A 12,971-nucleotide genomic window follows, 5' to 3' on the forward strand; every position below is an offset into this window, starting at 1 on the left:
GCGTGAGATGAACCCACAAAGACGCGGCCCGGGCCCGTTGCTCCGGTTCACCAAAATGCACGGGCTGGGAAATGATTTCATGGTGGTGGATGCCATTAGCCAACAATTCCGGCTGTTACCCGAGACCATTCGTGAGCTGGCGGATCGTAACCTTGGCGTCGGCTTCGATCAGCTGCTGGTGGTGGAGCCACCCGGATTGCCGGATGTCGACTTCCGCTACCGTATCTTCAATGCGGATGGCTCGGAAGTGGAACAGTGTGGTAACGGCGCCCGTTGTTTCGCCCGGTTTGTCCGGGATCAGCGCCTGACCAACAAGCGCGTCATCCGGGTGCAGACCGCCAAGGGCGTGATCGAACTGAAGGTGGGCAAAGACGGTCAGGTCCTGGTGAACATGGGCGTGCCGGAGCTGAACCCACCGGCTATTCCGTTTGCCGCCGACTGTCAAAAAAATGTGTATACCGTCGAAGCTGATGGCCAGACTGTCGAGCTGTCTGCGGTGTCCATGGGCAACCCTCATGGCGTCCTGCTGGTGGGCGATGTGGACAGCGCTCCGGTAGCGACGCTTGGCCCGCTGCTGGAGAAGCATCCGCGCTTCCCGTCCAGAGCCAACATCGGTTTCTTGCAGGTGGTTGACCGCCATCATGCCCGTTTGCGCGTGTTTGAGCGTGGCTCCGGCGAAACCCTGGCCTGCGGCAGTGGCGCCTGCGCCGCGGTGGTCGCCGGCCAGTTGCGAGGTTTGCTGGATGCGCGGGTAGAAGTGGAACTGCGTGGCGGTACGCTGGTGATCGAATGGCAGGGGGATGGTACCCCTGTTATGATGGAAGGACCCGCAAAAACAGTGTTTGAAGGCCAGTTGCGGTTACCGGGTGATCCGCTCGTGCGTCGACGCAAAAGCCCGCGAACCCCCAAAACCAGGTCCTGACGGCTCAGGAGAACACGATGACAGAACAAACGGCCCGCCAGAAGGCCGGCGAACTCACTGGGGACCAGGTTGCAGACTACCTGCGGACCAACCCCGATTTCTTTGTTGATCAGGACGAATTGCTGCGCAGTCTGACCCTGCCGCACGATAGTGGCCGGGCGATCTCCCTGGTTGAGCGTCAGGTGCATCTGTTCCGTGAGCAGCGCGATACCTTGCGCCACGAGCTGGTGGAGCTGGTGTCGATTGCCCGCCACAACGACCGTCTGTTTGAGAAGAGCAAGCGCCTGCTGATGCAGGTGATTGAAGCAAAAACTCTCAACGACATGGCGGCCGCTATTGATGACAGCATCCGTGGTGATTTTGGTCTGGATGCGGCAACCGTGCTGTTGTTCAGCGACGAGGAATCTCCAGGCCAAGCTGAGGGTGCGTTGCACATCGTTGATAGCCGTGAAGCCCGGGAGCGGCTGGGTGCGTTGCTGGAAGGTGACCGTGCCGTGTGCGGTCAGTTTCGTGAAAGTGAGCGAGAATTCCTGTTTCCGGACCGGGACGAGCCGATCGCCTCGGTTGCGCTGGTGCCACTTCGCCATGACGGCCTGGTGGGTGTGTTTGCGGTGGGTAGTTGTGAGCCGGGGTACTTTGACCAGAGTATGGGGTCGTTGTTTCTCAGTTACATCAGTGACACCTTGAGCCGACTGCTGCCCCCAATGCTCAAGCGTTATGGTTCCGGAACGCCGGTGTCTGGCCTGGCGGTGGAGAGTGGTCAGGGGTGAATGTTCCGGAATCTTTGCCCAGCCCACCAGAGGCGCTTTCGGCGCCCCTGGCCGGGTTTGTCCGGCACCTGGCGTCGGAAAAGCGCCATTCCCCCCGCACCTGCGAGCATTATCAACGAGATCTTCAGCGCCTAATGGCCTGGTTGACGGACACCGGCACCGCCGACTGGTGTGCTCTGTCGATTCATGACATGCGGCGGTATGTGGCAAAGCTCAGCAGAGATGGCCTGAGTGGCCGGAGCATCGCCAGACACCTGTCGGCCATTCGCCGATTTTATACGTTTCTGCTTCGCGAAGGCCTGGCCCGGGATAATCCGGCCCTGGACATTCGCGCCCCCAAAAACGGCCGCCGTCTGCCGAAAGTGGCCGATGTCGACCAGATCAGTCATTTGTTGGATGTCCACCCGGACGACCCGCTGGAAGTGCGGGATCTGGCCATGTTTGAACTGCTGTATTCCTCCGGCCTTCGGCTGGCGGAACTGGCCGGCCTGAATCTGAATGCCCTGGACCTGCGCGCCCGCGAAGTCCGGGTATTGGGTAAAGGCGATAAGGAGCGAATTCTGCCGGTGGGCGGCAAGGCGGTGTCAGCACTGAATCTATGGCTGGCGCAGCGGCCGGAGCTGGCTCATGAAGCCGAGCCGGCGGTGTTTGTCAGCCAGCGTGGCGATCGCCTGAGCCGGCGCAGTATCCAGGCCCGGCTGGCACGTTGGGGCGTGGTCCAGGGGGCAGATCAGCGCCTGCACCCGCACTTGTTCCGGCACTCGTTTGCCAGCCATATGCTGGAGTCCAGTGGTGATCTTCGTGCGGTACAGGAGCTGCTCGGCCATGCGGACATTGCCACCACCCAGGTCTATACTCATCTTGACTTTCAGCATCTTGCCCGGATTTATGACCAGAGCCATCCCCGGGCGCGGCGCCGATCTGCCCCTAAACAACTCGATAGCGACAGCGACCAGGCCATAAGGGAGTGACTCATGGCATCTGAAGAGTCCTGGAAGGAGAAATACCTTCGGGAACTGGAAGACGCAGACCAGCGCGACAAGCAATGGCAAGCCGAACGCAATGTGCTTGAGCGGATGCTGGTGCGCACCAGCCTGGCGTCGGAAGGACAAACGCCGGAACTTGACAGCTTGCTGACTCGCCTCCGGGACGATCTGCGCAATCAGAAAATCGATATCCAGGCCTGGCGAAAACTGCAGGATCAGATCGACCGAGCCATCACAAAACTTGACGAGCGTGGTCAGAGTGCGTCAATCAGAACCCCGGTTGAGGCCCCTGTTGCGCCCGCCCAACCTGCTGATGAAACCGATCTTGCTGAGGATGGTCACCGACTGCGTATTGCCCGTCGGGTCGGGCAATTGTTGGGCCAGCTGCTTAACCAGGTGACGCTGGAGCCGGATGTGGAGTCTCAGGCCAGAACGCTTCAGCAAACCCTGCTTTCTACCAACGACTGGGACATCCTCAGAGAAGGGCTCAACCAGGTGGCTGAACTGGTGATCGAGGCAGTTACTCGCAGTCAGAAGGAGTTCGAGGTTTTTCTGAAGCGGCTGGATGAGCGTCTGGAAACCTTGCGTCAGCATTTTTCCCAGCAGTCCGACGCCCAGTTGTCCCGGCAGGGCGACACCGCCACTCTGGATCGGGAAATCCGGGAGGAACTGGGTCGGGTCAGCGACGAAATTCGCAGCAGCCAGGACTTGCAGACTTTGAAGCAGTCGGTAAGCCAGCGGCTGGAATTTATCAGCGGTGCGCTGGAGCGCTTCCGAACACGGGATGCCGAGCGGGAAGGAATGCTGACCGAGCAGTTGGAGGCCATGCAGGAGAAAGTTGCGGCCATGGAGGCCCACTCGGAGCAGATGCAGGCTCAGGTGCGCAGAGAGCGGGAACGCGCCCTGACCGACCTGCTGACCCAGTTACCCAACCGGGAAGCCTGGCAGGAGCGATTGGCCTTTGAATACAATCGCTGGCAACGATACCAGCACCCCTTGAGTGTGGCGGTGATCGACATTGACCTGTTCAAGAAGATTAACGATTCGTTCGGCCACAAAGCGGGCGACCGGGTGCTGCAACTGGTTGCCCGAGAGATGAAAAACCGCCTGCGCAATACTGATTTCATTGCCCGCTATGGCGGTGAGGAATTTGTGTTGTTGCTGCCGGAAACCGGACTGGAAGATGCCAGGGTCGTGGTCGACCAGTTCAGGGGGCATGTCGGCAAACTGCCGTTCCATTTCGGCGGTAAGCCGGTCACGATTACCTTTTCAGCCGGGGTCTCGGACTTCCGTGCCGGCGATACCGAAGACGCGGTATTCGATCGCGCCGACCGCGCCCTCTATCAGGCCAAGGACGCCGGCCGCAATCAGGTCCTGAGCGATTGACTATCCGGCTCAGTGTCTGATCAGAGCATCAAGCTCATCAATGATCTCGGCCCAGTCGCTGTCGTCTTCCAGCCCCTCCTCCAGAAATTGTGATTGGCTTTCGGACCAGAACGGCGCGTCCTGAATCGCAATCTCTGAAGGCAGGGGCGAGTACTGCCCGATAAAAGCCTCAATGTCTTTCCGCTCCGAGGGCAGGCCGAGCTGTTCGAACAGTGTGTGCAGGCTGTGTTTGCTGGTGTCCATAATCGGGTTTCTCCGGTAAAGGGTTTGGCAGTGTGAAATCGTCGACATTTGCAGGTATTGTTCCCTGAAATGTAGTGGAACCACCGAGGATATCCAGTGAAGTCTTTCCTACCACCAGTGTATGGCCTCCTGTTGCTGCTGTTTCAAGGGGTGGCCTGGGCCGATCCGCCGCAAGCGTCCCCGGCCCCGGTTCTGGGGCTTGAGGATTTGCAATGGCTGGATAAGCATAGTGGTTTTCGGGTGGGGGTGCGGCACAGTCAGGTTCCGTTGGTATTTGATACCGGCGAAAATGCGCTGGCGGGTATCTGGATCGACTATCTGGCGCGCCTGTCGGAAAAGCTCCGGGTACCGATTGAACCGTTCATGATGAACGGGCCCGCGGGCCTCGCCAACGGCGAGGCAGACCTGATCCTGACCACCCGGATTCCGGGCTCGCCGGTGGTTCCTGGCGCTCGGCATACGCCGCCCATGATGTCGCTGACCTACGGAATCTTTGTCAATTCGGGTGATGCAGCCTACCGAACGCTGTCGGACCTGGAATCTGCCAATGTCGCGATTATTGGTGAAGATCCCAATCAGTTCCCGCTGCTGGAGCCGATTGAAAACTTTACCCCGGTCACGGCCGCCAGTCTGGGCGACGCCATCAGCCTGGTGTTGTCCGGCAAAGCCGATGCGTTTATCGGAGCGGTACCGGTAGTGTCCGATTATCTGGAGTCGGCCATGATCAATGGTATCGGCCTGGCCGTGCTGCTGGATAACCGGCCGGTGGATGTGGTGTTGCAGGTGCCCACCAGCAACGAACGACTGTTTCGGGTGTTTGATCGAGCCATCACGGCGGTAAGCCATAATGAACACCGGGACATCCGTCAGTCCTGGCTGCAGGCCGAAATGCCGGCACTGGAAGAGCGCGGCGTTGCGCTGACCGGCACCGAACTGGAGTGGCTCAAGCGCCACCCGGGGCTGAAAGTGGGTATGCGTAGCGACTGGCCGCCCTTTGAGTTTGCGCAGGAGGGTCGCGCCGCGGGGCTGGCGTCTGATCTGGTCAAGCGCCTGGAGGAAAACCTCGACGTTCGGTTTAACCGTGTAATTATGGACTCACGCCTGTCTGCAGAGGATAAGCTCAAGGGCGGTGAGGTGGATATCCTGCCGGGGATGTCACGAACCCCCAGAACCGAGCAGGATTTTTTGTTTACCAGGGCTTACGTCTCAGTGCCGGTGGCGCTGGCCATTCGCGACACCGGCCGGTTTATTGGCGATTTGAGGGAGCTGCGGGATGAGCGGGTTGGCGTGGTTAATCGTCAGGCCAGCCATGACTACCTGCTGATCAATCACCCCAACCTCGATCTATATCCCCAGAAAACCGTGGAAGAAGGGCTGCTGGCCCTGTCCAACGGTGATCTGGAAGTGATGGTTACCCACATACCGGCGGTCAGCTATACCGTTGCCAAGCTGGGTTTGTCGAATCTCAGGATCACCAGTATCACGCCGTATCAGTACGATCTTCGGCTTGCGGTCAACAAAGACAATCCGGTTCTGCACCGTATCCTGAACAAGGCTCTGAGCGGTCTGCCGCCGTCTGAAACCGAGGCGGTCTATAATCGATGGATACACCTGGACATCGAACAGGAGACCGATTACACCGTGGTCCGGCGCATCATTCTGATCGCCATCGCGGTAGTACTGATCTTCCTGTACTGGAACCGGAAGCTGTCGCTGGAAGTGGATGAACGGATTCGCTCTGAGAATGCCTTGCGCCGCAGCGAAGATGATCTGCGGGCGGCCAAACTGGAAGCCGAGCGTCTGGCAAGAGAGGCGGAAACCGCCAGTCGGGCCAAGAGCGAGTTCCTGGCCAATATGTCGCATGAAATCCGGACTCCGATGAACGCGGTGATCGGCTACAGCGACCTGCTGTACAACTCGGTGACCGACCCTCAGCAGCGCAACTATCTGAACGCGATCCGCGCCGGCAGTCGCAGTTTGCTGATGTTGATCAATGACATTCTGGACCTGTCCCGGATTGAAGCCGGCAAAATGCGCCTGGACTTTGGTCCGGTCTCGGTTCGGCGGCTGCTTAGCGATGTGCGCCATATCTTTGATCTGCGCGCCACGGAGCAGGGCATTACTCTTGAGGTAAGTGTCGTCTCCGGCATGCCTTCAGCGATGATGCTGGATGAAACCCGGTTGCGGCAGGTATTGTTCAACCTGGTGGGCAACGCCATCAAATTTACCCATGAAGGCGGGGTAACCGTTCGGGCCGTTGCCAAAGAATTGAATGAAGCGGCCGATCCGGACTCCGATGTCCGTTATTACCGATTGCAAGTCACTGTTGCCGATACCGGTATCGGTATTGCACCGGATCAGCAGGGCCGTATTTTTGATGCGTTTGAGCAGCAGGAAGGCCAGAGCTCACGGCGCTATGGCGGCACCGGCCTTGGTTTGGCGATCAGCCGAAAACTGGTGGAGATGATGGGTGGAGAGCTGAAGGTGAAAAGTGAGCCGGAGGTTGGTTCCACCTTCACCCTGGTGTTGCCAAAGGTGGCCGCCACGATAGAGCAGGCGGAGGATGAGGGGGCGCCAGAGGAAGCAGAGCGGCTGCTGGCGCAAACCATGAGCATGCAGGAGCGGGGCTGGTTGCGGGAAAAACTGGCTGAAGACTTCGGTAATGAGTGGCAGAATGTTCGCGAAAGTGGCGACCCGGAACAAATGAAAGATTTTGCGCTACGAATGATCGCATGGGGCCAGCGCCATCGCTCACCGTCGGTGACCGGTTATGGTGAAAAGCTGTTGGCAGACGTGGATGCGTTCAATCTGGACGCTGTTAACACTGCGCTTGAGGCGTTTCCCCGGTTGTTGGGGCAGCGTTGACCGAGTGCCGATCGATCCTTGTCAGAGGCAGTCAAACTGGGATTGGCGGTCGAAAGCGACCGAGACCATATCGTAGCCGGAGTCGGACAGCGTGCGCACCAGCTCCCGGTTTTGCAGCAGGGTCATGCAGACCTTGTGAACACCGGCTTGCAGTGTGTCACCGGCCGGCTGCCGGTCGGTGAACCGGAAGTCTACAATCAAGTACTTGCGGTCAACGGCTGCCAGTTCCGGAATATCTTCCCGTTCCACGCTTTCATAGCCGATGTAGGTTGCTTCGTCCCCGGGGAAGACCTGGCTCATAACCACATCAAGATTTTCCGCCTGCGCGTTGGCCGTCCCCAAGGCCAGGGCAGCAGCGGATATCAAGGCATAATAGAGTCTGGCGTACATAAGGTAAATTCCACAGAACTGACGATAAACTTCCCGTGTAACCGAGTGTAACGTTTGGTTACGATTGATTATTGCAGAGAGTGTCGCAATTTTCGCCAGTTATGTTTGGCATTTTTCAATTGTTTGCATTCCGGAGGGTTTTTCATCCGGTTTGTATTCTCCGGATTTTGTCAGCCTGCTCCCATGGTAGATTTCCGCTATCATGGAACCAGAGCCATTCGGAAGCAGAGAGGCAGTGCCATGTTCCAGCTTGTGTTCAAAGGAGAATGTGCCCCGGGCACGGATCTGGAAACCGCTCGCAATAATGCGCGCACCTTGTTCAAGGCCAGTGTTGAGCAACTGGACCGGATGTTCAGTGGCCAGCCTGTGGTCATTCGCAACAAACTGGAGCAGGTGCAGGCTGAAAAATACCTGGCCGTCCTGAAAAAGCACGGCATGATCGCGCACGTTCAGCCAATGGCGGGAACAGCTCCCTCCAGCCCTGCGCAGCCGTCTCCGGCGGCGCCGGAGCCAGCTCAACAGGCCTCGGGTGGCAAAGCGCCGGTGCCAGAACCCGGTGATCGCCTGCCGGTGGCGGGCGACAAGGTCGACGATATCCTGGCGGGTTCGGGCCTGAGCCTGGACCCGGTTGGCGTCATACTGGCGGAACATCAAGAAGCTGAGGCCCCGATGTTCGAGCATCTCGATGACTGGTCATTGGCGCCGCCCGGCTCTGATCTGGGTGTGAAGCGTGACCTGCCGCCGCCGGTGGTGCCGGATGTTTCCCATCTCTCGCTCGCCGACGATGACAAACACTCGACACAGAAGTAACCACACCTTGCGCAGATACCTCCCTGTCCTGCTTTGTACGACGATTCTGGCATCCCTGCTGTGGGTGCCAGCGGCGCTCGCTGAGCCTGAAGATCGTCCCCGGGTGGGCCTGGTGCTCAGCGGTGGCGGTGCCAAAGGTATGGCCCATGTGGGTGTGTTGCGGGTTCTGGAAGAAATGCGGATACCGGTCGACGTGGTCGTGGGCACCAGCGCCGGTGCCGCCGTGGCTGCGCTCTATGCTTCTGGCATGTCAGTGTATGAGATCGAACGCCGCTTTATCGGGCTGGACTGGTTGTCCAGCTTCCGGGACGACCCGGGCCGGGCCTACAAACCGGTGCGTCGTAAACAGGACGATTGGCGCTTGCCGCTGGTGCCTGGGCTCGGTGTCAGTATGGACGGCGTTCGTCTGGGCGGTGGCCTGGTTACTGGCCAGAATCTGGGATTGATCCTGAATGAGCTGACCCGTAACGCGGCGCTGGTTGAGAACTTTGATCAGTTGCCGGTGCCTTTCCGGGCGGTTGCCACGGACCTGGAAACCGGAGAGCAGGTGGTCATTGCCAGCGGCAATCTGGCTGAGGCGATTCGCGCCAGTATGAGCATTCCCGGCGTTTACGCGCCGGTTGAGCGGGATGGCCGGCTGTTGGTGGACGGCGGTGTAGCCAACAATTTGCCGATCAGTGTTGCCCATGACATGGGCGCTGAGATCGTCATTGCGGTGGACATTACCGACCCCCTGATGACGGCCGAACAAATGCGCGAAGCTTTCTCCGTGGTCGGCCAGCTGACAACCCTGATGACCCGCATCAACACCGACGCCCAGCTGGAACGCCTGACTCCGGACGATGTCCTGATCCGTCCCGACCTTGAGGGTTTTGGTTCTGCCGATTTTTACCAAGGCCTGGTGCTGTTTGAGTTGGGTGCCACCGCCGCCAGAGAGCACGCGGTGGCCCTGAATCGACTGGCAGTACCGGAAGAGACCTGGCGGGCCTATCAATCACGTCGGGCTGCTAGTGGCTGGGTACCAGGACCCATTGCCCGAATCGAAATTGCCCAGGGTGACCGGCTCGCCACTGATTTTCTGCGCCAGCGCATCCGGCAACAACCGGGCGAGATCCTGAACGTTGAGGAACTGGAGGCGGACCTCAAGCGCATCTACGGACTGGGTTATTACGAGTCGGTGGCCTGGTCGATGGTGCCGTCCAGCGACGGGCCGGTGCTGATCATCCGGGCACGGGAAAAAAGCTGGGGCCCAAACTACCTGTCCTTCGGGCTTAACTACGAGGACAATTTTGACGGTGACACCCGATTTAACCTGGCAGCCGGGCTGCGAATGACCGAGCTGAATCGGCTGGGTGGAGAATGGTTGACGGGGTTGCAGCTGGGCACTCAGCCCTGGCTTCGTACTCAGTGGTATCAACCGATGACTTACGGCTACGACCGCTTTGCGATAGTGGGCATGGAATATCGGCGGGATGACTACAGCATTTACGATCAGGGGCAGCGTATTTCTGCAGTCGATGTTACCTTCCATCAGGTAGATTTGGCGCTGGGCATGGAGATGGGCGGCGATGCCGAGTTGCGGCTGGGTTATGTGCGCGGTTACGCTACCGTCGAAGATGAAGTCGGCGCGCCCGTCGCGCCCACGGATGATGTGCATCAGGGCCACGTGAGCCTGCAGTTGGTGCACGACTCGCTGAGTGATACCTTCTTCCCGAAAACCGGCGCCTTTGCCGGTGTTCGGGCCAGAATCGAGCGGGAAGACCTGGGTTCGGATCGGCACTTTGATGCGGTCACTGCGATGGTGCTGGGCACCGGCACCTGGCAGCGTTATAACCTGACTGGTCTGGTGTATACCCGTCAGGTGCTCAGTGGCGAGGCCGGGATTGAAAATGCCGCGCGCCTGGGTGGTTTTCGCCAGCTATCAGCCTACGCCCCCGGAGAAATCACCGGTAACGATGCGGTTTTGGCGTCAGTGTATGCGCGCCGGGAATATGGTGGTCCGGTGATGCCCTGGTTTACCGGTGCCGGTTTTGAGACCGGTAACGCCTGGGACAGCATGAGCGATGCCCGTTGGGGGCAGCTGGTGCGCTCCTGGAGCGTGTTTGCCGGCGTGGACACGCTGCTCGGTCCGGTTCAGGTGTCTGTGGCCTACAACAATGAGGACGACTGGACCGCCTATCTCAACATTGGGTTTTCGTTTGCCCAGCTATTCTATTAAGCGCCTGGCAGGTTGGGTTTCAGCCGGTGTTGATGGCGGCAAGCACCTGTTCACATTGCTGAATCGCATACCGGTGCAGAATGTCGGCCAGCGCGAGTTCATCCCGGTTGCGGATAGCGCGGATGGATTCTTCCATGTGCACCAGATTGTCTTCCAGTACCCGGGCACCCCCCTGACGGAAGGCCACGAACGCGCAGCGCTTGGCTGATGGCCAGAGGTCATCAATTGCCGAATCAATAAAGTAGTTGTCCGCATACACCAAAGACGCTTTGGTGTATTCGATGCCCAGCTCAAGGAACGCCATCAAATCATTGTTCTGATAACAGCTCTGCATTTTCTGGTGCAGAAACACCAGGCGCTCCATATCTTCCGGCTGCCATTGCCGCACCAGCTTGCGCCCGGTATGGGTCAGGTACAACTCCAGGGTCTCGTACAGGCTACGAACAAAAAACGCATCCAGCGGCGTTACAAAAGCACCTTTCCGGGGTACATTCTGCACCAGATGCCTCTTTTCCAGGAGCAGCAGGGCCTCCCGGATTGAGCCATGGCTGACGTCCATTTCTTTGGCCATGGCGCTTTCGTAAATACGTTCACCGGATCTCAGCTGCTCGAAGGCAATCAGGTTTTCAATGTGGCGGGCGACCTGTTCGGTCAGAGTTTCTCTGGGTTTGAATGCGTTCATGGGTTGTCTGTTTACAGCAGGTGAAACATCGGGAGCGATCATGGTCGCACAATGTTATGGGGTGAGCCAGAGTATCAGCTAGAGCATCGGTGCCAGCAGGCGCACGGCACGGCAACTGAGCCGGAACAGGATCGATCGATCCTGGTAATCGCTTTCAGTCATGCGCTGGCAGTGTTTCAGGTCGTCTTTGAGCATGATATCGACGGAACCAATGAAATCCGGGCTGGTGTTGATGATAGATATCTCGAAATTCAGGCGCATTGACCGGTTATCCAGGTTGGCAGTACTGACGGCTGCGTAGCGATCATCCACCAGCACCACTTTCTGATGCATAAACCCGCGCTGGTAGCGGTAAATTCCGATGCCCGCCTGACTGGCCTGCACCAGGTAGGAGTAAGCGGCCAGGCGTATCAATTGGCTGTCGGATTTTTCAGGAATCAGAATGCGCACATCGACACCTCTCAGGGCCGCCAGTTGCAGGGCGTTCATGATCTGAAAATCCGGCACAAAATAGGGCGAGGCAATCCAAATCCGGGTGCGGGCATTATTGATGCTGTTGAGAAAGAACAGCGTGCAGGTTTCCCAGGTATCCGCCGGGCCGGTGGCCAGAACCAGTACTTGCTGGTCGCCGTGATCAATATTGTTCGGGTGCCAGTCAAGCTCCGGACGGATGTTGCTGGCCCAGTGCCAGTCTTCCAGCCATGCCAGCTGCAGGCCCGTTGCCGCCGGTCCCTCAACCCGGCAATGGGTGTCGCGCCAGGGTTCCTGGTCGATCACCGTGCCCAGGTATTCGTCACCCAGATTGATGCCCCCGACAAATCCCACCCGGCCATCACACACCAGCAGCTTGCGGTGGTTGCGAAAGTTGATCTGGAATCTCCGGCGGCGCACGTTACCTTTGCCGAAGGAGGCTACGTGAGCACCCGCGGCAGACAGCTCCCTCAGCCACCGGCGCGACAACATGACACTGCCGATGTCGTCATACAGGAACCACACTTGCACACCCTGGGCGAGTTTGCGCTCCAGAATTGCCTTGATGAGCTGGCCGATTCGATCAGAGCGAACGATATAGAACTCCATAAGAATGTAATGAGAGGCGTCTTCCATGGCCTCGAACAGGGCCTCAAAGGTAGCTTCTCCGTCCCGCAGCAGGGTGCAATGATTGCCACTGGTAAAGGGTTGTCGGCTCAGCTTGCACAGTACCTGCAACTCATCACTGAAGTGTTCATGGCCGGGGTTGGAAATCGAGGTGGTCTGTTGCTCGAATTGATCAAGCAGACTGGTCAGGGCGCGGTCACCCATGCGACGGGCTTTGACATAACCGCCGAAGCGACTGCGGCCAAAAAACAGGAACAGTGGAACCGCCAGATAAGGCAGGCCAATCAGGGCGATGATCCAGGCAATGGCGCCCTGGGCGGTTCGGTAGCTGAGCAGAATCCGGTAAATACAGGCCAGCGCGACCAGATAAAGGATGGCCAGTGGAATGGCGAACAGCGACAAGCTGTCTGTGGTCATTGGCCTCGCCTCTATTGATTGGCCCGAAAACGGGCAGGTGCCATAGTGATCCAGCGTGTTGGCTGGGCCCGGGCTCAACGATAGCATGGTCACCATCAGGTTGAAGTAGCCATAAGCAAAGGTGTGATACAGAAGGAGACATCTTGGTGCCCCATCGCGAGATCGAGACTATTCGCTCTCAAAC

The 12,971-nt window shown here is 58.6% G+C and carries 11 protein-coding genes; 7 read left to right on the top strand and 4 right to left on the bottom strand.

The features are described 5' to 3' along the window. Window positions 1-7 precede the first annotated feature (7 nt). Genes dapF through C7H08_RS02235 form a run of 4 tightly spaced genes read left to right on the top strand, consistent with a single transcriptional unit; the run spans window position 8 to window position 4,064 of the window. Window positions 8-922, top strand: coding sequence for a diaminopimelate epimerase (dapF, locus tag C7H08_RS02220; RefSeq protein WP_106670249.1), 915 nt, complete (start codon window positions 8-10; stop codon window positions 920-922). 17 nt (window positions 923-939) lie between these two features. Next, window positions 940-1,692 (top strand): DUF484 family protein, encoded by a 753-nt coding sequence (locus C7H08_RS02225; protein WP_106670118.1) that lies wholly within the window; start codon window positions 940-942, stop codon window positions 1,690-1,692. A gap of 14 nt (window positions 1,693-1,706) precedes the next feature. Then, a complete protein-coding gene (gene xerC / locus C7H08_RS02230; protein ID WP_106670250.1) occupies window positions 1,707-2,663 on the top strand; it encodes a tyrosine recombinase XerC in 957 nt (318 codons plus the stop codon). Window positions 2,664-2,666: 3 nt separating this feature from the next. Next, the gene (locus tag C7H08_RS02235) at window positions 2,667-4,064 is read left to right on the top strand and encodes a GGDEF domain-containing protein (RefSeq protein WP_106670119.1); all 1,398 of its coding nucleotides are present in this window, start codon (window positions 2,667-2,669) and stop codon (window positions 4,062-4,064) included. Window positions 4,065-4,073: 9 nt separating this feature from the next. On the opposite strand, the gene C7H08_RS02240 is transcribed toward C7H08_RS02235, so the two are convergent. Beyond that, window positions 4,074-4,307, bottom strand: a complete 234-nt coding sequence (locus tag C7H08_RS02240; RefSeq protein ID WP_106670120.1) for a DUF2789 domain-containing protein — start codon at window positions 4,305-4,307, stop codon at window positions 4,074-4,076. Window positions 4,308-4,403: 96 nt separating this feature from the next. Here C7H08_RS02240 and C7H08_RS02245 point away from each other — a divergent pair, with 96 nt between their 5' ends. Then, window positions 4,404-7,172: an ATP-binding protein gene (locus C7H08_RS02245; protein ID WP_227663224.1), complete on the top strand. Its 2,769-nt coding sequence runs from the start codon at window positions 4,404-4,406 to the stop codon at window positions 7,170-7,172. Between the two features lie 21 nt (window positions 7,173-7,193). Here C7H08_RS02245 and C7H08_RS02250 read toward each other — a convergent pair whose 3' ends face one another. Further along, complete coding sequence (locus C7H08_RS02250; RefSeq protein WP_227663225.1) at window positions 7,194-7,562, bottom strand: hypothetical protein; 369 nt, start codon at window positions 7,560-7,562, stop codon at window positions 7,194-7,196. A 240-nt stretch (window positions 7,563-7,802) separates the two neighbouring features. Between C7H08_RS02250 and C7H08_RS02255 the strand changes: the two genes are divergently transcribed. Beyond that, complete coding sequence (locus tag C7H08_RS02255) at window positions 7,803-8,372, top strand: hypothetical protein (protein WP_106670252.1); 570 nt, start codon at window positions 7,803-7,805, stop codon at window positions 8,370-8,372. Then, window positions 8,347-10,590: a patatin-like phospholipase family protein gene (locus tag C7H08_RS02260; protein WP_106670122.1), complete on the top strand. Its 2,244-nt coding sequence runs from the start codon at window positions 8,347-8,349 to the stop codon at window positions 10,588-10,590. The genes C7H08_RS02255 and C7H08_RS02260 overlap by 26 nt, the downstream gene beginning before the upstream one ends. 19 nt (window positions 10,591-10,609) lie before the next feature. On the opposite strand, the gene C7H08_RS02265 is transcribed toward C7H08_RS02260, so the two are convergent. After that, entirely contained in the window at window positions 10,610-11,272 is a 663-nt protein-coding gene (locus C7H08_RS02265; protein ID WP_106670123.1) for a GntR family transcriptional regulator, read from the bottom strand. 78 nt (window positions 11,273-11,350) lie between these two features. Then, window positions 11,351-12,787 carry a cardiolipin synthase gene (gene cls / locus C7H08_RS02270; protein ID WP_106670124.1) on the bottom strand — a complete coding sequence of 479 codons (1,437 nt, stop codon included), beginning with the start codon at window positions 12,785-12,787 and terminating at the stop codon, window positions 11,351-11,353. Window positions 12,788-12,971 lie beyond the last annotated feature (184 nt).

Source organism: Marinobacter halophilus (assembly GCF_003007685.1).
Classification (GTDB): Bacteria; Pseudomonadota; Gammaproteobacteria; order Pseudomonadales; family Oleiphilaceae; genus Marinobacter; species Marinobacter halophilus.

What these genes read in the sequence shown, in the direction of transcription:
- dapF (WP_106670249.1), top strand. Translation starts at nt 8, where the DNA reads ATGAACCCACAAAGACGCGGCCCGGGCCCGTTGCTCCGGTTCACCAAA.
- C7H08_RS02225 (WP_106670118.1), top strand. Translation starts at nt 940, where the DNA reads ATGACAGAACAAACGGCCCGCCAGAAGGCCGGCGAACTCACTGGGGAC.
- C7H08_RS02235 (WP_106670119.1), top strand. Translation starts at nt 2,667, where the DNA reads ATGGCATCTGAAGAGTCCTGGAAGGAGAAATACCTTCGGGAACTGGAA.
- C7H08_RS02240 (WP_106670120.1), bottom strand. Translation starts at nt 4,307, where the DNA reads ATGGACACCAGCAAACACAGCCTGCACACACTGTTCGAACAGCTCGGC.
- C7H08_RS02250 (WP_227663225.1), bottom strand. Translation starts at nt 7,562, where the DNA reads ATGTACGCCAGACTCTATTATGCCTTGATATCCGCTGCTGCCCTGGCC.
- C7H08_RS02255 (WP_106670252.1), top strand. Translation starts at nt 7,803, where the DNA reads ATGTTCCAGCTTGTGTTCAAAGGAGAATGTGCCCCGGGCACGGATCTG.
- C7H08_RS02260 (WP_106670122.1), top strand. Translation starts at nt 8,347, where the DNA reads ATGACAAACACTCGACACAGAAGTAACCACACCTTGCGCAGATACCTC.
- C7H08_RS02265 (WP_106670123.1), bottom strand. Translation starts at nt 11,272, where the DNA reads ATGAACGCATTCAAACCCAGAGAAACTCTGACCGAACAGGTCGCCCGC.
- cls (WP_106670124.1), bottom strand. Translation starts at nt 12,787, where the DNA reads ATGACCACAGACAGCTTGTCGCTGTTCGCCATTCCACTGGCCATCCTT.